This window comes from Methylomagnum ishizawai (assembly GCF_900155475.1).
Lineage (GTDB): Bacteria > Pseudomonadota > Gammaproteobacteria > Methylococcales > Methylococcaceae > Methylomagnum > Methylomagnum ishizawai_A.
Genome location: NZ_FXAM01000002.1, coordinates 302,250 through 328,672, shown reverse-complemented (window position 1 = coordinate 328,672; position 26,423 = coordinate 302,250). Strand labels below are relative to the sequence as shown.

At 69.7% G+C, this 26,423-nt stretch carries 4 protein-coding genes (1 of these 4 only partly in view); all 4 read right to left on the bottom strand.

Going from position 1 to position 26,423, the window contains the following annotated elements:
• Tightly spaced (each overlapping or abutting the next), the 4 genes in view from B9N93_RS21905 to B9N93_RS25030 form a layout consistent with a single transcriptional unit that may run on beyond the window.
• Window positions 1-831 carry an SDR family oxidoreductase gene (locus B9N93_RS21905; protein ID WP_217807382.1) on the bottom strand — a complete coding sequence of 277 codons (831 nt, stop codon included), beginning with the start codon at window positions 829-831 and terminating at the stop codon, window positions 1-3.
• Window positions 818-16,288 carry an SDR family NAD(P)-dependent oxidoreductase gene (locus B9N93_RS25035; RefSeq protein ID WP_125469163.1) on the bottom strand — a complete coding sequence of 5,157 codons (15,471 nt, stop codon included), beginning with the start codon at window positions 16,286-16,288 and terminating at the stop codon, window positions 818-820. Before B9N93_RS25035 ends, B9N93_RS21905 begins: the two co-directional genes overlap by 14 nt.
• Entirely contained in the window at window positions 16,285-19,764 is a 3,480-nt protein-coding gene (locus tag B9N93_RS21835; RefSeq protein ID WP_125469162.1) for a MupA/Atu3671 family FMN-dependent luciferase-like monooxygenase, read from the bottom strand. Before B9N93_RS21835 ends, B9N93_RS25035 begins: the two co-directional genes overlap by 4 nt.
• Window positions 19,761-26,423, bottom strand: the final stretch of a protein-coding gene (locus B9N93_RS25030; protein WP_125469161.1) for an SDR family NAD(P)-dependent oxidoreductase. Its footprint extends 7,809 nt past the window's final position; the window shows 6,663 of its 14,472 coding nt (coding positions 7,810-14,472); the start codon falls outside the window, past its right edge; the stop codon is at window positions 19,761-19,763. The genes B9N93_RS21835 and B9N93_RS25030 overlap by 4 nt, the downstream gene beginning before the upstream one ends.

Genomic DNA, 26,423 nt, shown 5'->3' with positions numbered 1-26,423 from the left:
TCAGGCGTTCGCCATCACCTCGGCCACCATGGCCGAGCCCGAGAACGCTTGGCCGCCATCGGCGACCAGGGACACCCCGGTCAGCAAGGACGCAGCGGGCGAGGCCAGGAACACCGCCACCGCCGCCACATCTTCCACCGTACCGAACCGGCCTATCGGCACATAATCGCGCAGGGTTTCCACGTCCTCGCGGGTCAGCAAGCGGCCCAAGCCCTCGGTGTCCTCGATGGGGCCGGGCAGGACACTATTACAGCGGATGCCATGCGGTCCCCATTCCAGGGCCAGGCCGCGCATCAGGCTGTCCATCCCGGCCTTGGCCGCGCCGACATGGCATTGGAAGGCGAACGGCATCAGCGAATTGGTGGCCGACACGAAGATGACCGAACCCCGCGTCCGCTTCAGTTGCTGAAACGCGGCGCGGGCGGCGTTGAACGAGCCTTTCAAATCCACATCGATGACCTTGCCGAACCCCGCCGCCGTCATTTGCTCGGCGGGGGCCGGGAAATTGGCGGCGGCCCCGAGGATCAACACATCGATGGGACCGAGTTCCGCTTCGCATTGCCGACAGGCCGCTTCCAGGGTGTCGATCTTCTCGACATCGGCCACCAGGGGCAGCACCCGTCCGCCATGGGTCCGCAGTTCCCGCGCTGCGGCGTCCAACGTGGCGGCGGTGCGGCCCAACAGCGCCACCTTGGCCCCGAGTTGGGCGAAACCCCGCCCGATGCCGCGGTTGATGGTGCCGGCCCCGCCGGTAATCAGGACCGTCCGCCCGGCGAACAGGCCGGGCGCGAAAGTGGCGGATACGGGCTGTTCCCGCTCATTCATCGACATAATGCAGCTCCATGGCTTGTGAAACGCTGATTTCCCCGCGTTCGAGGCGGCGCAGCACCTCGTCGAGATCGGCGGGCGGGGCGGGTTCGGGCACGGCGGGCGGTGCCCCATCGGTCTGGCGTTGCCAGAACTCGGCCTCCCGGTTGACCGGGGCGGCTTCGCGGCGGCGGTTGATGACTTCCATCAAGCGCTGGGCTTGGCGTTTGCCTTGGCCGTCCGGGGGCGCGGCACTGGACGGGGCCGCGCCCACACCATGTTCGCGGGCCATATAGGCGGCGAGTTCCCGCACGGTGGCATAGTTGAACAAGGCCGTACTTTTCAGATCGACGCCGTGGGCGGCATTGATGCGGCGCACCAATTCCACGCTCAGGATCGAATCGGCCCCGTGGTCGGCGAAACTGTCGTCGAGGCCGAGTTCGTCCAGTTCCAGCCGCAGGGTTTCGGCGATGAGTTGGCGCAGGGATTGTTCAAGATCGGACGGGCCGGAAGCCGGAACCGCCGTCACCGGCGCGGTTTTCGGTGGGGCCGGTATGGGCCGGGCGCGGCGGGCCGGGTCCGGCGCGTAGCCATCGGCGGCAGCGACGATGACGCTCTGCAAGGGATGTTCCCCGCCCTGGGCCAGCGGCAACCCGAAACACCCCGCCACCGTGAATCCGGCCTCGGCCAAGACCCGCGCCCAACGGGCCGGGTCCAGCAACGGCCCATGTGGACAGCGGCGGCGCGGGTCGCGGAAAGCCCACCATCCCGGCGTCAAACCGAAGGTCAGGGTATTGATATCCTGGCGGCTGGTGGCTTCGTTCAAGATCAAAAGGCCACCCGGTGCCAAGGCTTCCTTGATGTTCGCCAGCACCTCGAACAAATCGGGGGTGGCGTGCAACACATTGGCTGCGACCAGCACATCGACGCTGCCCGGTGCCACGCCCTGCGCCGCGAACGGCTGGGTCACATCCAAGCGTCCGCTATCGAGCCAACGGCGGTCCGGGTCGAGCCGGGCGGCGGTAGCGGTGGCGAGACCCACCCCCAGGTCGGTGATGCGGTAATGCCAGCCGTCCAATCCGGCCAGCGCGTCGAGGACGAAGCCGGTGGTGCCGCCGGTGCCCGCGCCGACTTCGAGGATACGCACGGGCTGTTGCGCCGACCGCGTGGGCATAGCCCGCGCCGCCGCCGCCACCGCCGCCGCCGCCAAGCGTTGGAAATGATCGACCACCGGATTGCCTTGATAGACCGCCGCCACCGCCGTGGCATCGCCGCCTTGGAACAGCACGGCGGCGGCATCGCGCCGACCCGCCACCACATCGCCCAAGCCCTCCATACAGCTTTCCAACAGCGCGAGGGTGGGTACCGTGGCCGGGGTTTCGGTTTCCAGACGCTGGCGTTCTTGGGCCAGGGCTGCGGCGGTGAGGACGGTACCGGTGGAACGGCCTCCGGCATCGGCCAAACCCGCCCGTTGCAGCAATTCGGCCAAGGCGTCCAGCAGCGGCAAGTAATCGGGCCGGGCGGCGAGGGCCAGCGCCAAATCCGCACCGCGCAAGGCTTGGCCCGCTGCCAAAGGCACGCCCGACCGGGCCAAGGCCAGCCACAGCCGCCGCGCCGCATAGCGGTTCAAGACTTCGGTGTCGGGATCGGCGAAGGGCGTGGCCGTGGTTTGGACCTGGGCGGCGGCGGTCGTGGCGGGTCCGGCCAAGTCCCGTTGCGCCCCGCCACCCCGCCAATGAACGGCTCGGTCCACGACCACGCCCATGGGTTCCAGCAGGCGTTCGGCCACCCGCAGCACGACGGCGCGTTCGAGTCCTGCCCCGACGACCCGTTCCAAGGCGTCCAAACCTTCCTGGTCGCGGATGGGCAGAACGCCGAGCCGGGCCAATTGGGTTTGGTGGGTGGCGTCGGCCACCGCGCCGGTCTCGCCCCAGAACCCCCAGTCGAGGGTATACACCGGGCCGGGCAGGCCCAGCGCCGCCGCATCGACGAAGGCACTGGCCGCCGCATAGGCCGCTTGGCCGGGATTGGCGGTCAAGGCGTTGCTGGACGAAAACAACAACCAGCCCCGTCCAGGCCGGAACGCCGCCGCGAGATGGGCCAGACCCCGGCTTTTCGGGGCCAGCACCCGGCGCAGCTGGTCCGGGTCCAGATCAGCCAAGGGGGCATCACCCATGACCAAGGCAGTATGTGCCACCCAGGCGATGGTTCCGAGTTGATCCCGGATGCCCCGCGCCGCCGCCGCCACCGCCCCCGCGTCGGACAAATCGGCCTGGAAATACAAGGCCGGACGGCCTTGGGCGTGGAGCGCGTCCAGCGCGGCGGCGGTGGGCCGGTTGGGTGTGGCGGCGCGGCCCAGGAAAGCCACGGCGATCCGGGCTTGGGTCGCGGCATGACGGGCCAGCAAGCCGCCCAATCCGCCCGCGCCCGCGATCACCAGCACCTCGCCATCGCGCCAAGGCGGCGCGGCGGGCGGCAAGGCCACCGGGGTCAACACCCGCCGCAGCAACAGGCCATCGCGCCACGCCCGTTCCGGCGGCGCGGCTTCCGGTTCCGGCTGGCGGGGCAAGGCATGGATGACTTCAGCGGGCAAGGGCAGGCCATGGGCGGTGTCCTCCCACAACTGGGCGGGCAGGTCCAGGGCGATGACGGTCCAGTCGCGCCGTTCGCGGGCGACGGCCCGCAGGAAAGCCACCACGGCGGCTCCCGGCGCATCCCGGCCCGGTTCCTGCGCTGCGCGGGTGAGGGCCAGCAGAGCCGGGGCTTGGGCAGCGGCACCGAATGCACGTAGCGACGGGAGCAAGTCGGCCAATAAGCGTTCCGTGCGCATCGCGGCATCGGCCAAATCCGCCGACACGCCGCCCAGCACGATAGCCACCGCGTCCGGCGGCTCGGTCGGCAGATCGGGCCAAATCCCGAGCGGGGCGTTCCAAGCCTGGGCCAGAGCCGAAGCCAACGGGTCGCCGGTTGATTCCGCGACGACCCAGGCCCGGCGCGGTATCCCACCTTCGGGCGGGTCCATGGCGGTCCATTCCGGGCGCAGCACCCGCAGCGGGGGTTCATCCGCGCGCGGCGGGACCGGTTCGGACGCCGCCACCCGCCGGGCGCTAAATTCCCCGAGCCAGGCCACCGGCAAGCCCTCGCCGTCCAGCAAATGGATATCCAAGACCATGCCGTGCGCATCGGCGCTCCGGCGGTTCGCCACCAGGGTACGGGCACCCGCCAAATCCGCCAGCACCATGCAATAGCCCAAGCCAGCGGGCAACAAGGCCACACCCGCCAAGCTTGCAGGAACCAGGGCGAAACAAAGCTGGAACGCCGCATCTAGCACGCCATCGACCGTGGGTCGCTCCACTAGCCGCGCCCGGCACAGCCCATCGCCCCGCCAAACCGTGGCTAGGACACGCAGGCTAGGGCCATATTCGGCCCCCGCCGAGGCCAAGGCGGCATAGATGGCCGGACCGTCCAGGCGTTCCGGGCAACGCTGGGCCAGGGTTTCGGCGTCTGGAACGGGCGGTATCGTGTCGGGGATGGCGATCCGGGCTTCCAGCAAGCGGGCGTCTCCGCTGTCCAGCACCGTCAGGGTTTCCTCTGCGCGGCGGACCCGGATGTCCAAACCTTGCTCAGTGGGCAGGCCCGCCGTGGGCCATACGATATCGCGCAAACATGGCCCGGCGGTTTCCAGGGCCAAACGCAGCGAGGACGCGCCAGGCAATAGCAAACGCCCGCCAATCCGGTGATCGGCCAAAGGCGCTTGGGTGGGCGCGAAATGATGGCGGGTTTCCAGGGCGGCGGACGGGGTGGTAACCGTCGGCGCGGCATCAGCCAGCTTCACCCACAGGCGGCGCGGGGCGAAGGGATAACCGGGCAAGGCCACCCGTTGTCCCGGCAGGTCCGGCGCGGGAGCGCCCGCCACCCAGGCCGCAGCCAAGGCGGCGGGATCGTCGCCCACGGCGGGCGGTGCATTGCGTTGGGCTTCGCCGACCCACAGGCCCGCCACCGGCCCGCCGCGTTCGGCATAGGCCAGCAAGGCGGCGGCGAGTGCCTCATGTCCGGCACCGGCCACGGCCAAACGGTGGGCGAAGGCTTTGCGGCCCACGGCCAGGGTATGGGCGATGTCCCGGAGGCTTTGGCGGCGACCCTGGACCGAGCGTAGATGTTCGCCCAACTGCCGGGCACGGCGTCCGAGGCTTTCGCCATCACGGGCGGACAACAGCAAAACCGTCGCCACGGCGGGGACTGCGGGCACGGAATCGGCGGCTTGGACCGGCGCGGCTTCCAGGATTACATGGGCATTGGCCCCGCCCGCCCCGAACGAACTCAGCCCCGCCCGCAACGGCAAGGGACCGCGCCAGGGTTCGGCGCGGGTCACGATCCTGAACGAAGTGCCGTCGAAATCCAGCCCCGGATTGGGCGGGTCGGCATGGAGGGTGGGCACCAGGGTGGCCTCGCGCATCTGTAACAGCACTTTGGTCAAGCCGGCGATGCCCGCCGCCGATTCCAGATGGCCGATGTTGGCCTTGACCGAACCCACCGCGCAATCATCCGGCATCGCCCCGGCGAAGGCGCGGGCCAGACCCCGGATTTCGATGGGATCGCCCAAAGGCGTCCCGGTGCCGTGGGCTTCGATATAGGACACGCTCCGGGGATCGATCCCCGCCTTGCCCAGCGCGGCGGCGATGGCCTCGCCCTGCGCCACCGGATTGGGCACGGTATAGCCGCTGGTCCGGCCCCCGTGGTTGAGGGCGCTGCCCAGGATGACGCCCTGGATACGGTCGCCATCGCGGCGGGCCTGGGCCAGGGATTTCAGGACCACGGCCCCGATGCCCTCGCCCGGCACATAACCATCGCCGTCCGCGCCGAAGCTATGGCAACGGCCATCGGAAGCGGCCATCCCGGCCTTGCTCAATATCCAATGGCGGCGCGGATGCAGACAGAGATTGACCCCGCCCGCCAGGGCCATGACGCACTCCCCGGCGCGGATCGCCTGACAAGCCAGATGCAGCGCCGACAACGACGAGGAACAAGCGGTATCCACCGCCAGGCTCGGCCCGTGTAGGTCGAGGAAGGCCGACACCCGGTTGGCGATATTCCAATAATCGGCATTCGGCCCGATCAGGTTGCCCCGCTGCGCCTGCTCCGGGCCGAACAACTGGTAATCTCCATACATCACCCCGACGAACACCCCACAGGCGCGGCGGCTGCGCTCGGGTTCCGGCAGGCCATCGAACATGCGCTCGGGATCGAGTCCGGCGTCTTCCAGGGCGTTCCAGCACACTTCCAGGAATTTCCGGGCCTGCGGGTCCAGGGTTTCGGCTTCCAAGGGCGAGATACCGAAGAAGCGGGCGTCGAACTGGTCGGCCCCCGCGATGAAACCGCCCCATTTGCAATGGCTGGTTGCGGGACGGTCGCGGTCGGGGTCGTAGAAGCCCGCCAAGGGCCAGCGTTCCGGGGGGATTTCGCGGATGCAGTCGCGCCCGTCGCGGAGATTGGTCCAGAAGCCGTCCAGGTCGTCGGCCATGGGATAAATCCCGGCGATACCAACGATAGCGATGGCGTCGGTTTCCACGGTTGCCCGGTGGGGTGCGCCGCCGTGTTCGGCCCGTGGCGCGGGCGGTTCCGGCATGGGCGGCAGCGCGACGGGAGCCACCGCATCCGGGGACAGGTGTTGCGCCAATTCGCGGGCTTTGGCCCGGCCCAGGTGCGCGGCCAGGGCACCGGGCGTGCGGTACTCGAAAAACAAGGTCTTGGCGACCGGCCCCAGGTCGGTTTCCAGTTGCCGGTTCAGCTTCATGATGGCGATGGAGTCGATGCCCAAGGACTCAAATGGAATATCGGGTTCGATGCGTTCCCGTGGCAATTTGGTGATTGCCGCCAACAGTTCGCACAGGTAATGGAAGGCCGCGCCCGGTGCCAGGGTGGCGGGGCCGCCGACCTGGACCGGCGCGGACAGCGCCGGACGCAGCCGTCCGAACAAGCCCGGTCGGCCCCGGAGCGCCACAGTCGCGGGTAATCCGGTGGACAGGCTCTGTTCCAACAACTCGAAACCATCGGCGTCGGCCAGCGGCACCATGCCGATGCTTTCCAGGAAAGCGACCGCCTCGGGTGTCGGGCGCATTCCGCCCCCGGCCCAGAGCGGCCAAGCCACGCACAGGGTTTGGCCGACCCGCGCTTGCCGGTCTTCCGCGAACGCCGCCAGGAACGCATTGGCCGCGCCATAATCGGCCTGCCCGATGGAACCGAACACCGCCGCCGTGGAACCGAACAAGACGAAAGCTGCCACCGGGTCTTGCCGGGTCAGGCGGTCGAGCAATATCGCCCCGCGCACCTTAGCCGCGAAGACCTCGGCCAATTCGGCGGCGGATTTGTGGCGCAGGAAACCGTCGCGCAGCACCCCGGCCAGATGATAGACAGCGGTGATCGGTCCCAGGTTGGCCCGGACGGTAGCGAGCGCCGCCGCCAAAGCCTTGGGGTCGGCCACATCCACCGCGAGGCTCAACACGGTGCCGCCCGCGTTTTCTATCGCCCGGAACACGGCCTGGGCTTCCGCACCGGGAGCCGAGCGCGACAACAGCGCGAGATTCACCGCGCCTTGGGTCGCCAAGCCTTGGGCCAGGGCCAAGCCGATGCCGCCCAAGCCGCCGCTGATGACGACGGTGCCGCCCGGTAGGCGGGCGGGCGTCGGCGGTGCGGCCACGGCTTCCCAATCCATGGCCTGCCGGAGCCCATCAGCCCCATAGCGCACCCAAGGATCATGGGCGGGCGGTGCCGCGCTTTCCCGCGCCAAAACGGCGGCGGGATCGAGTCCCGGTTCGAGCAGGGCAACACGGGCATCCAGGTCCGGCGCTTCCAGCCGCAGGGTACGGTAAAGCCCCGCTATCGCCGCCGCCGCCAGCCGAGCGGGATGACCCGCGCCGCCCACGGCCACGCTCAAGAGCCGCGCCCCGTCGGCCCGTCCCGCCCACAACAGGCTCCGCGCCAAATGCAAAGCCACGCGCACATCCGGCAATGGATCGAGCGCGGCCAATCCATTGGCGAGGGTCAGGGGAGGTTCTTGCAATTCTGGCCGACCGGGCAGCGCGTGGACGATCCACACCGGGCCGGGCAAATCCGCCCAAAGTTGCGCCAGCGATTCGGGGTCGCCGTCCGGGAGATCGATAGCCCGCCAGTGCGTGGCGGGATGGCATGGCCGCAGGGCGGTTTCCCAGCGGCTATCACCGCCGACTATGACCACGCTGGCGGGCGCGGACTGGGCCGGTTCCAGCGCCACCGCCCGCCAAACCGGCGCATGGAGTTGCGGCATAGCGGTGGGCATGGTCGCCAAGCGTCGGGCGGCCATGCCCTCGAAAGCGGCCAAGGCTTGGCCGTCGCCATCCTCGATAAACACGCTGAACACCAAGCTGTCCGGGTCGGTGGTGGGTTCCAAGCGGGCGGTGGCGAAGCAAACCCCGGCGGGACGCCGCCAAACCCGGAGCGCGTCCAGATGGGAAGGCACCCATTGCCCGTCGTGGACGCGGGCACCCTCGGCGTGGCCGATGGCGGCGGCGGTTTGCAACGCACCGTCGAGCAAGGCCGCGGCCATCAGCAAAGGCTCGCCGACCAGAATGGCGGGCGCGACCAAGCGCGAACGCGCCGCGCCCGCGCCGATTTCGACCCAATCGACCACCCGCAGCGCCGCGCCATACTCGAAACCGGCGCGGGCGAACCGGGCATAGAGTTCCGCGCCTTCCAAACGCACGCCCCCCGCGAAATCCGGCACAGCGCCCGGCGGCTTATCCACCGCCAGCCTGCGGCCCCGTGCCAGGGCCACACCATCGGTGGTCAGCAATTCGACATTTTCCCCGCCCACGGCTTGGAGCCGGGTCGGCGTGTCTTCGGCTTTCAGGGGTTTGAGCCACACGATATCGGCCAAGGCCGGGGCCGGGCCGCGCAAGAGTTCCAGGCTCAAGGTGCCGGGCAGCAGGCAAACGCCACCGACCCGGTGCGCGACCAGCAAGGGATGCGCGGGGGTGACGGCGTAGTCCGAGGTTCCGGCGGGAATGGGCGCGGGCGAAGTCCAGAAGCGTTCACGGATGAAGGGATAGGCGGGCAGGACCAAGGGCAGACGGCGTGGACCGAACAGCGCCGTCCAGTCGGGCAAGTCGCCCGCCGTGTAGGCCAAGGCCAAACGCCGTAGCAGGTCCGGGCCGGGCGGGGCATCCACCACGGTCGGAATATGGCCGACAGGCACCGGCGCGGGCGCGGGTCCATCCACCGCTTTGAGCAAGGCGGCGCGGAGTTCCGGGCGTTCCGTCGCCACACAGGCCCAGCGGTAACGGCCATGGGCGCGGCCCCGCGCCAGGGTTTCCGCCACCCGCGCCAAATCCGCCGAGCCTCCCGGACCTTCCAGCCAAGCGGCCAGATCGCGCAAGCGCTGCCGGAGCGCGGCGGCATCGCGGGCCGACACCACGAACAACCAGGGCGCGGGCACGGCGGGCGGGTCCGGGACGCGCTCCGGGCCTGCCGCCAGCACGATATGGGCATTGGTGCCGGAAAATCCGAAAGACGACACGGCGGCCAACCGCGCCCGGCCTTCCGGCCAGGGCACGCTATGGGTGGGCACGAAAAACGGGCTGGCGGCGAAATCGATATGCCGGTTGGGCACGGTGAAATTCAACGAGGCGGGAATCCGGCCATGGCGCAGCGCCAACACCGCTTTCGCCAACCCGGCCATGCCCGCCGCCGCCATGGTATGGCCGATATTGGTCTTGGCCGAACCCAGCGCACAGCCCCCCCGCCGGTCGGTATAACGCCGGAACGCTTCGGTCAGGGCTTGGACCTCGATGGGGTCGCCCAAGCGGGTGCCGGTGCCATGGGCCTCGACCATGCCGAAATCGGACGGGTCCAGCCCATGGCGGGCGTAGATATCCAGGGCCAAGGCGGTCTGCGCCTCCGCCGAGGGCGCGGTGAGTCCCGCCGTGCGCCCGTCCTGGTTGACGCCCGAACCGGCGATCACGGCTTCGATGCGGTCGCCATCGGCCAGGGCGTCGGCGAGCCGTTTCAGCACCACCACGCCCACCCCTTCGCCGGGGACGAAACCATCGGCCCCGTCGTCGAAAGCCCGGCAAGCATCGCCATGCGCGGCCATGCCCGCATCGCTCAGATAAAGGAAGATATCCGGCCCGATCAGGTTCACCGACACCCCGCCCGCCAAGGCCATATCGCATTCCCCGGCCTTGAGGCTTTGACAGGCTTGGTGCAATGCCACCAGCGACGAGGAGCAGCCGGTATCGATGGGAAAGGTCGGGCCGCGCAGGTTGAGGACGTAGGCCATGCGGGCCGACAGGATCGCCATCGACCCGCCCAGGGTCCGCAATCCCGGCGAACCCTCCGCTTGATAGTTGTTGGCCGAAGCCCCGACGAACAAGCCACAGCGTGCGCCCGACAAACTATCGGGGTCGATCCCGGCGTGTTCCAGGGCTTTCCAGGTTTCCTCCATCAAAACCCGCTGCTGGGGGTCCATGACTTCGGCTTCCACCGGGGTGATGTTGAAGAAATAGGGGTCGAAACGGTCGTGGTCCGGCAGGAATCCGCCCCAACGGGCATAGGTTTTGCCCGACCCGCCCGCCGGATCGAACCAAGGCGTCAAGTCGAAGCGGTCCACCGGGGTGAGCGCATGACGGCCCGCGTCGAGCAAATCCCACAGCGCCTCCAAATCCCGCGCCCCGGCGAAACGAACCGATAGGCCGACGATGGCGATGGCCTCCGCAGGGTTGGCTTGCCGTGCCTGTGGCACGGGGTCGGCGGCCACCCCGGAATGTGGCGCGACCGTATCGGGCGTAGTGGCGGACGGATTCGGAACGGACGGAGACCCGGTCCCACTGTCCGGCACACGCAATTGCCCGGCATAGGTCGCCAACAGATGCCCGGCCAAGGCCGCGAGATGCCCGTGTTTATAGATATCCGTCACCCGCAGCGGGCAACCCAGTTGGGCCTGGACCTCCTCGGCGATTTGCGGGGCAATCAGGGAATCCACGCCGATTTCCATGAAAGGCCGGTCCCGTTCCAACTGGCCGGGCGGCATATCGAGGATGGCGGCGATCAAGCCGCGCAGGGCGGTTTCCAGGCCGCTCCGGTCGGCGGGGGCCGTGTCGGAGAGGGTTCCGGTTCCAATCCCGGCCACGGGCTGGGGCGGAACGGTGGCCGGGCGGGGGACTGTTTCCACGCCGACGGGCTTGTAGGCCAACACCAGCGCCTGCCCACCTTCGCTCCGTTCGGGCCGACCACGATGGTCGTAGGCCCAACGCCCCCGCAAACCCACGCAACGCAAGGCATCGCGCCAACCCTCGATGCCCAGGATCGGACCATCGGCCAAGCGGCATTCGGGGTCTTGGGTTTCCCACCAACCTTCCAGAAGGCCGAAAGTCAGGGTCGCGAAATCATCGGTTTCGACCATTTCGTTAATCAGGGCGATGCCGCCCGCCGCCAATAACTCGGCGACATGGGACAGGGTGGCCCGGATATCCGGCGTGGCGTGCAGCACATTGGAAGCGATGACGATATCCCAAGCGCCGCAATCGATGCCCTGGTCGCGGGGTGGGCGGGAAATATCCAACACCTTGGCCCCGGCCAGCCGCGTACCGAACCGGCCCTGGCCATGCCGGGTGAACGCCCTGGAAATATCGGTGTAGAGATACTGGCAACGGTGTTCGAGACCGGCTTCGCGCAGGGCGTCGAGGACCGGGCCAGTGGTCGAGCCGGTACCCGCGCCGATTTCCAGGATGCGCCCGCCGCCCCGTGCCACCGCCGCGACCACCGCCGCCGCCAAGCGCCGTCCGCAACCGGCCAGGATCGGTTGATCGCGGTAGATCGGTTCCACCCAATCCATGCCGCCTTCGGGGAACAATACATCGGTACCGGGCAATTCACCCGCGAGGACTTGAGGCAGGGAGTCCAGGGCGCGTTCCAGCAAGCGCAAAGCCGCCTGCATTCCGGGCAGGCCCGGCCCGGCGGCGGAAATGGCGGATATTTCCCGCTGGACAAAGCGCCACCGGCCCGCTTCTTCGGTCATGGCGAATCCGCGCCGCGCCGCCATATTCAAAATGGCCCCGGCCAAACCGCGATGGCGGGGCAGGACCGCCAGCCGGGCGATGGCCTCGTCATGGGACAAGCTTTCCCCCGTCCGCAACCCCCGCGCCGCCCAGACCCCGGCCAAGCCCGCGTCGATACACTGGGACAGCCACGCCGCCGCCGCGGCCAAATCGGCGGACTGCGTGACGGAATCTTCCGCCGCCGAGAGCGCTCCCCGTGCCGCTTCGGCCAAAGGCGCGACCGATAAGGTCGGCGCGGCCCCCAAATCCAGCCATGCGCCCTGATCCAGTTGGGCATGGACCACTTGGGCGTAGGGCGTCCGCAGCAGGCTATCGAATGCGCCGCCCAAATCCGCCAAGGGCATCGCGTACAAACCGGAAGCCCGCATCCGTTCCAGGGCTTCGGGCGGGTAATCGCCGCTATCCCATAACCCCCAATGCACCACCCGCACCGGCTTGGCCGTAAGCCGCGCCAGCCCCAGGGCATGGCTGGCCTCGAAACCGCAGGCCGCGCAATAGCTCGCCTGTCCATCGTTGGCCGGGAAACCGCTGAATGCACCTATCGAGGAGAACACCGCCAAGGCGGCGATGGGCCGCGCCCTGAAGGCTGCGCCCAGGTGGATAAGCCCGGCCATTTTCGGGGCCAGGGCGGCGGCGAATTCCGGCAAGGCGGCGCGTTCGATGCGGGCGAACGCCGGATCGACCGCCGCCTGGACCAAAAGCGCGGCGGGGCCGAACCCGGCCAAGGCCGCATCCAAGGCAGAGGCCAAAGCCGCCCGGTCGGTGATATCGGCGGCGTAATAGCGGGCCTGTCCTCCCAGCCGGGCCAATTCGTCCAACAAGGCCGCACGTTCCGCGTCCAGGCCGGAGCGGCCCACGAGGCTCAGCCGCGCCCCCTGTTGGCGGGCCAGATGGCGGGCGATTTCCCGGCCCAAGCGTCCCGCGCCGCCCACAAGGATGACGTGATCCCCCGGTGACAGCGGAATCGGGGCGCTATCAGCGGGACCGGCCAGGGCGGCGAGGCGCGGCACCCAGCGCGAAGCCTCCCGCCATGCCACCGGCTCGCCCAGAGCATCGCCGGGTTCAGCGACGAGGCGCTCGACCGGCACGGTTTCCAAGGGAAGCGCCGGGTCGAGGTCGATCAAACGCACCCGCCACGCCGGGAACTCCCGCGCCGCCGCCTTCCCCAAGCCCAACAACGCAGCCCCCAGGGCATGAACGTCGCGTTCATCGGGCCGCACCGCCATAGCGCCACGGGTCACGACACGCAGGACCAAACCTTCCCCGGCCAGCCCATGGGCAGCCAAGGCTTTCAAGAGCCGCAACAGGTCCAGGGTGGAACCGCCGTCGGCCATCGTGCCCAGGAACCAAATCCTAGCCCGCCGGGGCAGACCGTCCAGGGCGGTGCCCAAACCGCGCTCCAAGTCGCCGAATCCCAGTCGTCGCGCCGCCGGGAACGCGGCTTCCAGGCGCTCCGCGAGACTATCGCCCGGCCCGGCTAAGATCAGATCGGCTTCGGCATCGCGCCGACCATGGACCGGGACCGGCATTTCCTGCCATAGCACCCGCCAAGCCCGAGCGGGCGACACGGGCGTCGCTACGGGTTCGGGCGCGGCGGCCAAGGTCAAGCCGGACAGGCCCAGTACAGGCTGGCCGTTCCGGTCGAATACCCGCACATCCACGGATTCCACGCTGCGGGCCGGTCCCGCGTGCCGTCGGCAAGCTTGGAGCCAGAAACCTTGGGCGGGTAGCTCGGCCCAACGCCATAAACCCTCCAAACGCGCCGGGAAACGCAAACGCGGGCCTTGCGGTTCGGCCCCGGCCACCACCGCCGCCGCCGTGCGGATCGCCGCGTCCAGCAGGGCCGGAGGCAAGGCCAAACCCTGGCCGGGCGCATGTTCCAGGAAAGCCAAGGCCCGCCGGGTATCGGCCCGGATGCGATCCGGCCCCGGAAACGCCGGGCCGAGGAACACGCCGGACGTGGCTTCCGCCGGGCCGGTATCGGTATGGGCGGGGAGTTCCGCCCAAAGCCGGTCGGGGTCCAGCGGCTCGGGGGACGGAGCCGATTCGGACACGGCGCGGGCCGTGACATGCACACCCTCCTGGGTGGAAATGCTCAACTGGCTGTCGGCCAGGGCGACCCGTACCGGCGTGGCGGCGTCCACCGCCAGGGGTTTCAGCCAGGCCAAGGTGCCAAGCGCCTGGCCCGGCGCGAGCCGGTCCAACGCGGCCTGCCCCATTTCCAACAATACGGCGGCATGGAGCAACGCCTGCCCGCCCACCCGGTGATCTGCCACCCAGGCTTCGTCGGGCTGGAAAGTCCGCAGGAAACCGCCTTCCGGCTGAGATTCCCCAAGCAAGGGATGGGTTGATGCCACGGAATCGGCTTCCGGCAAGGTCATCCCACCCCAAAGGCGCGGTCCCTGGAAAGGATAAGTCGGCAGGGCCAGCGGCATCCGACGGCCCAAGGGCAACCAATCGGCTTGCGGGTCGGCCCCTGCCAGCCACGCCGATAAACCGGGATCGGGGTCGGCGGACACTTCTTCCGAGAGTTGCCGCCGCAGGTCGGCAACCGTGGCCGCTAGCGTCCCCCAACGGCAGGACATCGGCTCGCGGTGCAACAGCAGGGTATGGGCCAGATCGGGCAATACGCTGTCGGTTTGGTCGGCCAGCCACGCGGCCAGCGCGGCGCGGCGGCGGGCGAGGGCGTCGGGACTGGCCGCCGACAGTACACAGAGCCAAGCCGGGGGCAGCGTTCCGGCAGGTGCCGCAGGTCCGGGCCGGGCGGGCGCATCCTCGATAATCACATGAACATTGGTCCCCGAAAGGCCGAACGAACTCACCGCTGCCCGGCGGGGCCGTCCCACGGATTCCGGCCAAGCCGCCTCCCGCCCGGAAAACGCCAAGCCTTCGGCCCCCGCCCGGTCGATATGGGCGTTGAGCTGGCCGAACCCGGCGATGGGCGGGAAACGCCGCTGGCGCAAGGCCAGGAGCGTGGCGATCAGACCGGCAATCCCGGCGGCTTCCGAGGCATGGCCGGTGCAAGCCTTCAACGCCGCCACCCGCAAAGGCCGCTCCGGGCCACGGCTGGCGGTGGCGTAAACCTCGCGCAAAGCCGCCGCCTCGATGGGGTCGCCGAGCCGGGTGCCGGTGCCATGGGTCTCGATCAAATCGATGCTGTCGGGGTCCAGCCCGGCCTGGGCCAGGACCGCCCGCAACAATTTGGCCTGGGCGCGGGCGTTGGGCGCGGTGATGCCATTGCTACGCCCGTCCTGGTTAGCCCCGGTGGCGCGGATCACAGCCTCGATGCGGTCGCCTTCGGCCAAGGCGCGGTCCAGGGGTTTCAGGACCACGCAAGCCGCCGCCTCGGCCACGGCGATACCGTCCGCGCCCTCATCGAACGAGCGGCACGCCCCCGTCGGCGAAGTCATCCCGGCCCGCGCCATGGCGGCGAAGGGCCGTTCATCGACGAACAGGCTGGCCCCGCCCGCGATGGCGAGATCGATTTCCCCGGCGAGCAAGGCCCGGCAAGCCAGATGCACCGCCATCAGCGACGAGGAACACGCGGTATCCAAAGTGACCGCCGGGCCGTCGAGATCGAGGAAATAGGCCAGCCGGGCGGCGGTCATCGACGGCAGATTGCCGGTCATCACATAGACATCGACGGCCTTGCCGGTCGCGGGAACGGTGCGGTCGTAGCCGCTGCCCGCCGCGCCCGCGTAGACGCCCACAGTACGGCCCGCCAGGGCGGCGCGGGTCAGGCCCGCGTGTTCCAGGGCGCACCAGGCTTGTTCCAGGAATTGGCGCTGTACCGGGTCCATCGCCGCCGCCTCGCGGGGCGACAACCCGAAAAACGCCGCGTCGAAACGCTCGGCCCCGGCCATGAATCCGGCGCGGGGCGCGGGCACTGCCGGGTCGCGGCGGCGATAGCCGGGCATCGCCGACACCAGCGGACGGCCTTCCCGCAGCGCCCGCCACAAGGCGTCCGCGTCGTCGGCCCCGGCGAATTTCCCGGCGTAGCCGATCACCGCGATGGCCGCCGGGATAGCGCCAGTGGGCTGAACCGTTGCGGCGGGCCGGGCCACGGCGACTATTGGCGCAGCCCGTCCCTCCACCAGCGCGGCGACATGGCCCGCCAAACGCCGCGCATCGCCATAGCTGAACAGCGCCTCCACCCCCAAGCGCAGATCGAAGGCGCGGTTGATCCGGTCCAGCAAGCGCACCGCCAACAGCGAATTCACCCCGAGTTCGGCGAAACCGCGGTCGGGGTCCAAACGTTGCCGCGGCAGCGCCAATACCCCGGCCACCCCATCCAGCACGGTTTCCAACACGGCGGCGGCACCGTCCGCCGGGGGCGTGGGGGTGGGAGTCGCCACGGACAAGGTCCGCAGGCGTTCGGCGTAAGGGATCATGCAGCCTCCATCATTCGCAAATTCGCGGCCAGCGTTGGGCCACCCGGCAGGGCCGGGCGGGCATGGATCAAAACATAAAGCATCAGCCCCTCGCGCAGGGCCGCGCCGAAAGCATCCCAAGACCGCTGCACCGCCTCGGCCAACGGGAATCCGTGATCGCGGCCCAGTTGACGGGCGGTGTCGGCCTCGGCGGCGAGCATCGCCTCCAATTGCGGATCGACCAGGAAATTCGCGATTTCCTGCGAAAGGTCCACGCAATCGACGATTTCCAGACCATGGCGGGCGAACAAACGGGCGTAGTCGCCGCGCGGCAAGGTGTAGCTCCCCACCGCCGCGAGGTCCACCGGGGCCACCGTGCCCGCCACGGTATCGGCCAGGACCAGGACGCCATCGGGAGCCAGCGCCCCGGCGATATTGGCGAACAACCCGTCCTTGTCGCGGATGTGGTGGGCCACCTCGAACCCGAAGATCAAGTCGAACCGGCCCGGAAAAGCATCGCGGGCCGAATCGCCCTGCCGCACCGTCAAGCGCCGTTCCAAGCCCCACGCCGCGATGCGCTGTCCCGCCGCCCCGGCTTGGGCGGGAGACAAGGTATAGCCCACGCCTTCGAGTTGGGGATGGGTTTCGGCGAGGACGATCAAATCGGTGCCCAAACCGCAGCCGATATCCAGCATCCGCCGCGCCTGGGCGAAATCCACCGGGGCGAAGGCCACCGCCCGCATTTCGCGCTGCTTGTCCAGCAACAAGCGGGCATGGTCCGGGTGGGCGGCGGGGTTCTGCATGGTCCGGGTCCAAGAGAACCCCGGCACCGGCTCCGGGAAAGGCGCGAGGGTGAGATAGGTTTCCTCGAACCGGCCATGGTCGTCGCGGGTGACGTAATCGTAGAAATCGCCGACCACCGAAGCCGGGGCTGGAACCGGGACCGAACCGCATGTTTCCGGGGGCAGCGGGAAATGCAGGGGTTGCTCGGGAGGCGGAGGCGATGCCGCCGGGCGGGGCCGGGGCGGGGCTTCGACGATGACATGGGCATTGACCCCGCCCAGTCCGTAGGCATGGACCCCGGCGCGGCGGGTTTCCGGGCCGGTCCAGGGCCGGGGCTGGCGGTTCAAATAGAAGGGCGTACCGGCCAAAGGAGAGTCCGCGCCCAAATCGCCCCCCGCCGCCAAACCCGGCAACATCCCCTCGCGCACGGCCAACACCGCCCGCGCCAAACCCGCCAAGCCCCCCGCCGCGTCCAAGGAACCCATCGCCGCCTTGCCGGAAGCCAGCGCGATTCCCGGTTCGTGGGGCACCGCGCCCTGTCGCCGCCAAACTTCGGCGAAAGCCGCCAATTCCGCCAAATCGCCCGCCCCGCCCGCGCCATGGGCCTCGATATAGCCCAAACCGGCCAGCGGCACATCGGCATCGGCCAGGGCTTGCGCCATGCAATCGGCTTGGCGGTTGGCGTTGGGCAGGAGCAAGGAACCGCTGGCCGCACCGCTGTGATTGGTCGCGCTGCCCCGGATCACCGCGTGGATGGGATCGCCCGCCGCCAAGGCCGCGTCCAATGGTTTCAAGAGCAAGGCACAGACGCCTTCGCCCCGCGCTTGTCCATTCGCCGCCCGGTCGAACGGACGGCAACGGCCCTCCGGCGACAAGATACCCAAGCCGCCCAGGGCGCGGGATTCGCCATCGCTAAGCAGGAGGCTGGCCGCCGCGACCAAGGCCATGGCGCATTCCCCGGCCCGCACAGCCTGCACGGCACGGTGCACCGCCACCAGTCCCGAAGAACACGCGGTGGCGACGACCTCGCTGGGACCGGCCAAATCGAAAACATGGGAAATCCGGTTGGCGGCCAAGGCATGGATGCGCCCGGTCGCGGCCAAGGGATCGGGCTGGCCGTTGGGCGGGGTGGGCTGGCGGGCGCTATGGCTGTCGGAATACAAGGCCAGGAATACCCCGGTCGCCGTGCCCGCCACCGCTGCGGGGGACAGCCCCGCATCGGCGAAACAACGCCGCGCCGCGCTCAGCAGCAAGCGCTGATGTGGGTCCATGACGGCGGCTTCCGCCGGGGACAAGCGGAACGGCGTGGGATCGAACCATTCCACCTCGTCGATGAAACCACCCAAGGCCAAGGCCGGGGTTTCCGCGCCATAACGGCCTGGCGGCGGCGGACGCAGGGCCGAGGTATTAGCGGCCAGCGCCTCGGCCAAAGCCGCCAAATCCGGGGCACCCGGAAAGCTGCCGCTCATGCCGATGATCGCGATGGGCGAATGGTTCGGCGTGGCGATGGCGGCGGGTTCCGGCGCGGGATGGCAGGCCGGGACGCCGTTCCACTGGTCGCGCAGTCCGGCCAGATGCGGCAAGGCTTCGAGGACCAAATCCGTTTCCGGGCCGAAATCGATCAAGCAAGCGATTTCGTCGATATCGGCCCCGGCAATCTCCCGCAACAGCGCTTGGCAATCTTCGGGCGGGCCGAACAAGGCGGCGGTACGGGTATAGCGCTCGGTGGCATAGCGCACCATCTGTTCGCGTTGGGTCTCGTCCAAGGCCCGGCCTTCCGGGCTGGCATGGCGCTGGGCGTCGAGGGCGTCGCGCACATAGCGGGTAAACGGCTCCTGGACCGCCGCCATCACCCGCGCCCGGTCGGGGTGGACCAGGGTATGCAGCATCAAAGCCACCCGGCCCCCTGCGGGGTCCAAACCGGCGGCGCGGCGGGCTTCTCGGTACACCCGGACCCGCCCGGCGGTGTCCTGTAGCGTGCCGCCGAGCAACATGGTCAGGATATTGAACCCCTGGGCACCGGCCCAGGCGAAAGTTTCCGGGTTGCCGGTGGCGGCGATCCAGATCGGCGGTTCCGCCTGCACGGGCCGGGGCCAGGTCCGCACCGGAACCCGCCCGCCCTCGCCATTGATGAACGACAAAGCCTCGCCGCGCCACAGCCCGCGCACCTGCTCGATACGCTCGCGCAGGATGCCTTTGCGTTCGGCGAAGCACTCCGGGGCCAATACGAAATCATTGGGACTCCAACCGTTGCCGAAACCGAGATCGACCCGCCCCCCGCTAAGCTGATCGACCATGGCCCAAGCCTCGGCGACCCGGATCGGCGAATCCAAAGGCAAGGTGATACTGCCCGCCCGCAAACGCACCCGCCGGGTCAGGTCGGCCAACACCGCCGCCAACACCGCCGGCGCGGGATAAGCGCCGCCGAAACGGTGGAAATGCCGCTCCGGCAACCAAATCGCGGCAAACCCCAGCCGGTCGGCGCTGACCGCCGCCCGCCGCAGCAGATCATACAACCCGGCGGCGGGCACCGCGTCGGCGGCGGCGGAAAAGAACATGATGCTGAAATCCAGGGTCTTGCGCGGCTGGGGGCGGGCCTGATGCCGGGCCGCGAATTCGGCGGGGGACAAGCGCCCGGATTCCGGCGCGGTCGCGGCCAGGAGTTCGAGGATTTCGCGGGTCAGGACATCGGCGGTTTCCACAGATGGATTCACGGGTGGGCTCCTGCGGTGGCCAAAGCCTCGGAAAGGCGGGCGATGGTGGGATGTTGGAACAGCATGACAGGTTCCACGGGGCGTTGCAGGCAGCGTTGCAAGCGCTCGGCCAAATGCAGGGCGCGGATCGAATCCAGGCCCAGTTCGGCGAACGAAGCCTGGGCCAACAGGTCCGGCGCGATTTTCAAATACTCGGCGCACACCGCCAGCACCTCGGCGGCGAAGGTGTCCGCGGCGGAAGCGGGCGGGTCTTGTGGACTGTCCAGGGTAGGCGGCGCGAGCCCTTCGGCCCGCAGGTAATCGCGGTAGGCCCGCAAGGTCGCGGCGTCCCACCCGGCCAATTGCCCGGCCCAGGACGGCGCGGCCCGGTAGCCCGGCAAGCGCTCCGCCAAACGGGCGAGCGCCGAATCCGCGCCGTGGAGGACGCCATAGGCACCCGGCCCTTGCCGCAACAGGTTTTCCAGCGCGTCCAGCCCGGCCTCGATGTCCAGCGTGGCGAGGTCGAGGGCCGACCATTGCTGCCGTTTGGCCGCGTCGAGATAAAGGTCGTGTTCCCATTGCGGCCAAGCCACCGCCAGTACCGGCGTCGGCATTGGCCCGGCGGCGAGGGCCAAACCGTCCTGGAACGCACAAGCCGCCGCGTAATCGGCCCCGCCCGCCTGCCCGGCCCAAGCGGCCAGGGACGAGAACAGGATCAGCCAATCCGGGCGGTAAGCCGCCAGCGCACCGAGCAAATTCAAGCTGCCTTCGACCTTGGGGGCCAGGGTGGCGGCGGCGTCTTCCAGTCGCAGCGCGTGCAAGGGCGCGGGCGCGACCTTGCGGGCGAGATGCAACACGCCATCGATGCCGCCCTGAAACTCCGCGACCTGGGCCAGGGCCGCAGCCAAGTCGGCGCGGTCGTTGATATCGCAACGCACATAGCGGATGGAACCCGAACTCCCCAACTCGGCCCACCGCGCCTGAACCTGGGCATCCGGCGCGGTACGGCCCAGAATCGCCACCCGCGCCCGGTAGCGACGCACCAAGACCTGGGCCAAAGGCCGACCCACTTCGCCCAAACCGCCCACCAGCACATAACTCCCGCCCTCGCGGAAGCCCGGCAACGGACGGGCCGACCCGGCGGCGGGCGGCGCGATAGCCAACTGCTGGCGTTCCGCCCCCAGATAGCGGACGCCATAACTGCCGGGCCGGTCCAAAGCCGCCAATTCGGCGGCGATGGCGGCGGCGGTGGGCTGTGCCATCGCCACGGCGGCGGCGCTACAGGCCGGATTTTCCAGAACCAGCGAGCGGAACAAAGCGGCTATCGCGATGGACGCTGGCAGCGGCTGACCGTCCGCACCCAAGGATGCGATGTGCAAAAGGCGGCCCGGTCCCGCTGTGCCGACGACGCGGCGGGCGATATCCAGCGCCGCCCGCAGCATCGGCCCGGCTGCGTCGCCGCCACGGCCATCGACGACGACCCAGCAGGGTTCGCCCGCGTGCGCCAGAGTGGTTTGCCATTCGGTGCCCGCCGCCGACAGCCGTTCGACCGCATGGCCCAAACCGGCCAAATCCGCCGCCAACGCCGCGCCACCGCCAATCAACAGGATGGTGCGGGATGGAGACGCCCCTGCGGTCGGCACAGGATCGGGCATCCATTCCAAGCCTAGAAGCTGGGTGGCGGTAGCCGGTGGCGTGGCGTGCCCGGCATCCGCCACTGCGGGCCGGACACCGGGCACGCCACCGGGCGGCGCGGGTTCCACATCGAGCCAATAACGTTGCCGGTCGAACGGCGAGGTGGGCAGGGACACGGGCCGGGCGCGGGGATCACACGGCGGCTCGACCGGGGGGCGCGCCGGTTCCGGGGGGATTCCGCCCCGCGCCACCGCCCGCAAGGCGGCGACGAATTCATCGACATCATGGGCGGCGAACCACAGGGTATGGGCCTGCCCGACCCGGCCTTCGCGCAACGTCCTGCCGATATCGGCCAATAAGGTACGGGTATCGCCACCGGCGTGGCGCGGGGCCAATCCGGCGACCGCCTCGGCCATCCGGCCTGCCAGTTCCGCCAGGAGCCGGGGCGTCTTGGCCGTCAGCGGCAAGTGTTCCGGGGAAGCCGGTACCGCCCGCCGCGGCGTGGCGGGGGCTGCCTCGACGATGACATGGGCATTGGCCCCGCCCGCGCCGAAACCGGACACCGCCGCCCGGCGCGGACGATGCGGGGGTTGCGGCCAGGGTTCGGCGTCGGCGGGCAGGCGGAACGGCGCGTCCGGCCAGGGAATCAAGGGATTGGGGGTGGCGGCATGACGGGCCGGCGCGATGGTGGCGTGGCGTAATTGCAGCAACACCTTGATGAGGCTGGCGATGCCCGCCGCCGCTTCCAAATGGCCGATATTCGCCTTCAGGGTGCCCAAGGGCAGGCGCTGGGCCGGGGCCGGGTCTTTCAGCGCCGCCAACAGGCCCGCCACTTCGATGGGGTCGCCCAATTCGGTGCCGGTGCCATGGGTTTCGATCAAGCAGAGGCCATCGGCACCGATCCCGGCTTGATCCAGGGCGGCGCGGATCACCGCGGTTTGCGCCCTGGGATTGGGCACGGTGAAGCCGCCGGTCTTGCCCCCGGCGTTGAGGGCGCTGCCGACGATCAAGCCGTCGATGCGGTCGCCATCGGCCAGCGCCCGCGACCAGGGTTTCAACACCAGCACGCCCACGCCCTCGCCATCGACGAAGCCATCGGCCCCGGCCCCGAAAGCCCGGCATTCGGCCCCGGCGGCGATCATCCCGGCTTGTCCCAGGTTCACCAACTGCCTGGGGTGGGCGATCAGGTTGACACCCCCGACCAAGGCCGCGCCGCATTCGCCGCGCCTGAGGCTCTCGCAGGCCAAGTGCAAGGCGGTCAACGAGGACGAACAAGCGGTATCGACGGCCAAGCTGGGGCCATCGAAATCGAACAAATACGACACCCGGTTGGGGATCGACCAGAAATGGCTGCTGGCGGCGCGGTCTTCCCCGGCCCGCCAAGCCTCGGCGGCCAGCCATTGATAGGCGGTGTTCATCACGCCGCAGAACACCCCCACCGAACCCGGCGCACCCGTGGCGCGGGCTTGATCGGCGAGGCGGGCCGGGGTGGTGCCAGCGTCTTCCAGGGCGTTCCAACAGGTTTCGATGAACAGGCGTTCCTGCGGGTCCATGGTTTCGGCTTCCAGGGGCGGGATGCCGAAGAACAGCGGGTCGAAGCGGTCGATGCCTTCGAGGAAACCGCCCCAGCGCGAACGGCAATGGCCGGGCGCGGGCACTTTGCCTGCGCCCCGGTCCAGATAGCGCTCGGCGTCCCAGCGGTCGGCGGGCACCGGCCCCAAGGCGCTGCCGCCTTCGCGTAGCAACGTCCACAGTGCTTCCGGGGTGTCCGCGCCGGGGAAACGCCCGGCGAAACCGATCACCGCGATGGGTTCGGCCCGGACCGGTGGCGCGGGCTGGGATTCCGCATCCTCGGCTACCGAAGGAGCCGGGGCGGGTGGCAGGTCTTGGGGCGGCGGGGTGCGGTGCGGCTGGGCCGGAACGCCCAGGGTCAGCAAATGCTCGGCGAGGCGGCGCAGGGTGTTGTGTTCAAACAGCAGGGTACTGGACACCGCCGGATAATCGGCGGCGATGCGGTTGCGGATTTCCAGGGCCGAGAGCGATTCGACGCCGTAGCGCTCGAAGGTATCGCCGGGCCGCATCTCGGACGGGTCCACCCCCAGCACCGCCGTGAACAGCCGCTTGAGATAATCCAGCATCGGCTCCAGCCCGTCCCGCGCGGTTCCTTCCGCCAGCCTGGGCGGGGCCGGGGTTGCGGCTGGGACGGCGGGGGCTGGGACGGACGGGCTTGCGGCTTCGGAATCCGGGCCGACCGGGTTCCATGCGTCGGCCAGGGCCGTGACCAGGCTTTGGCCGCTGGTTTCAGCTTCGCCTTCCACGCCTATGGATAGCGGTTCGATCCAGCCGGTTTCGGCCAGCACGCCCCGCCACGCCTCCGGGGCCAGCGCCGGGCTATCGGGCAGCCGGAGTTCGGGGTCGTCCGCCATCCACCATTGCGGGGTCAGGCCGAAAATCAAGGTGCCCAGGTCGCGGCGGGCGGTCAGTTCATTGAGCAACAAGCGTCCGCCCGCCGCCAGCCGGGTCCGCAAATGGCTTAGGGTCGCGGCAATATCCGGGGTGGCGTGGACCACATTGGCGGCGATGATCAAATCGTAACGGGCCGTGTCCTCCGGTCCTGGGGCACGGGTGATATCCAAAGCCGCAGCCTCGATTTCCCAACCTTCCTCGGCGCAACGTCCGCGCAAGCGCTGGGCCAGATACGGGGAAATATCGGTGGCGTGGTAGCGGACGCGCTCCCGCCAGGACCGCAGCCCGGCCAGCACGGGCAGGGTGCTACCGCCGGTGCCCGCGCCCACTTCGAGCAGATGGACCGGCCCCGGCGTGGCCTTCAAACGGGCTTCGACCTCGGCCACGACCGCCGCGACCAACAAAGCGTTGGCCCGGTCGGAAATAGGGTTGCCCTGGTAGGCCACCGCCACCCGCCGGGTATCGCCATCCGGGAACAACACCGCCGACCCGGCCCGCTCCCCGCGCAGCACGGCGGGATAGGCGTCGAGACAGCTTTCCAATAAATCGCGGTTGGCGGCGAGCCAAGGGCGGTCCTGGGTCCAGCCGTCCAGTTCGGCGCGGTATCGGTCCAAATCCGGTGTTTCCGCCCCGGCCAGCCGCCACAGCCCGTCGCGTTCCTCCACCCAGCCCAATTCGGCCAGCCGCCGCAACAGGGCCAGGACCAGCCGGGTATAGTCCGGGACCACGCCCAATTCCCGCCACAGCCGGGCCGGGGTCAGGCGGCGCTGGGCGGCGGCACCGGCCAGGGCACGGAACATCCCGGCCACCCGCGCCAAACCATAGCGCTCCAAAATGGCGAAGGCTGTTCCCGCCGCCGCGATGGACTCATCGACCGGAACGGCCCGCGCCAACTGCGCCGCCAGCGCCGGGGCGGTGGGAGCCGGGCCGGTCGGTTCGGCCCGCCGCCAGGCTTGGCGCTCCACCCATTCCAGCGCCGCCAAGCGGGCCGGTTCGACCCGCACGGCGGCGATATCCGCGCCCGCCGCCAAGGCCATCGGCAGCAGCGCCGCCCCCAGGTCCGGGGTGATGGGCAGGACGCCCTCGGCGGAAAACCGCGCCTGTATGGCGGGATCGGCCACCGCGCCGACCTCGCCCCACAAGCCCCAATGCACCAAATGCACCGGCCAGCCCCGCGCCCGCGCCGCCTGTCCCAGCGCCGCCAAGGCCGCGTTCCCGGCGACATAATTGCCCTGGCCGTGCTGGCCCAGGAACAGGTTGGCGGAAGAAAACAGCAAGAGGCAACGGGGTGGCCGCGCCGCGAACGCCGCCAGGAAGGCCGCGCCCACCGCCGCCCGTGGCGCGAAGGCGGCGCGGAAATCGGCCTCGTCCATCAGCGCCAAGGTTTTATCGCGCAAGGCCAAGGCGCTTTGCGCCGCGATTTGGATGGGTCCGAACGCGGCTTCGGCCTGGGCCACGGCGGCGGCGAAGGCGGCAGGATCGCTGGCATCGGCTTGGAGATAAAGACCATCGCCGCCCAGGGTCCGCAACTTCGCGGTGAATCCGGCGCTATCGGCAGCGGCGGGACGGCGACCCACCAGCACGATCCGGGCACCGAATTCCCGCGCCCAATGCTCGGCCAAAGTCCGCCCGACCCCGCCCATGCCGCCGACGATCAAACAGGTTCCGCCCTGTTCCAAGGGGAGGCGGCTCTCCCCGGCCACCACCACCGGCCGCAAGCGGCGGACATAGCGCCGCCCTTGCCGATAGGCGATTTCGGCCCCGGCGCTATCGCCCGGTTCCGCCGCCAAGCGGTCCAAGGCGCGGCCATCCCCCTCGGCGGGCAAATCCACGGCGACGACCGGGATACCCGGCCATTCGCGGGCGGCGGCTTTCGCCAGTCCGTGCAAACCGGCGGCATCGCTGGCCCGTTCCAGGCCGGGCGCGGCATGGACCGCGTAAACGCCCCGCGTGACGATCACCATCCGCTGGATGGACCGGCCCTCCGGGCCAGCGGCCAGCCGCCGCAAAACCGCCAGCAAGCGCAGGCTACGCGAGGCCGCGGCTTCGGCCCAAATCCCGGCGTCGCCTTCCGGGGGCGGCACCGCGCCCTCGGCGGTATCCAGGTAATAAAGCGTCCGGCCCGCCAGTGCCAAGCCGGTTGGCAGCGCCGCGTCGAAGGCCAGCACCGGGGCATCCAAGAAGCGCCCGGCCAGTTCCGCAGCCAAGCTTTCCGCACCCGGCGCGACCAGGACCAGCGCCCGCCCAGGCCGCGGCCCTTGGACCGGACGGGCCACCCAGATAGGTTTCAGCAGGGTCGGAGGCGTTGCGACCGGGGCGAGGATGCGGCGGCGGGCGGTGAGTTCCCCGACCGACAGCACGGGTCGGCCCGCCGCATCGACCAAGGCCAGGGCGAAACGCTGCACGGGCGCATCCGGTGCCGAAAGCCGCCGCGCCCGCACTTCGCGGACCTGCCGCCAATCACCGAAGACCGCCACCGAACCCAGGGTATACGGCACCGGCACGCCTTCGCCGCGCACCGCCCGCCGCAAATCCGGCAACAGCCCGGCCAGGGTTTGGAACGCACCATCCAGCCAAGC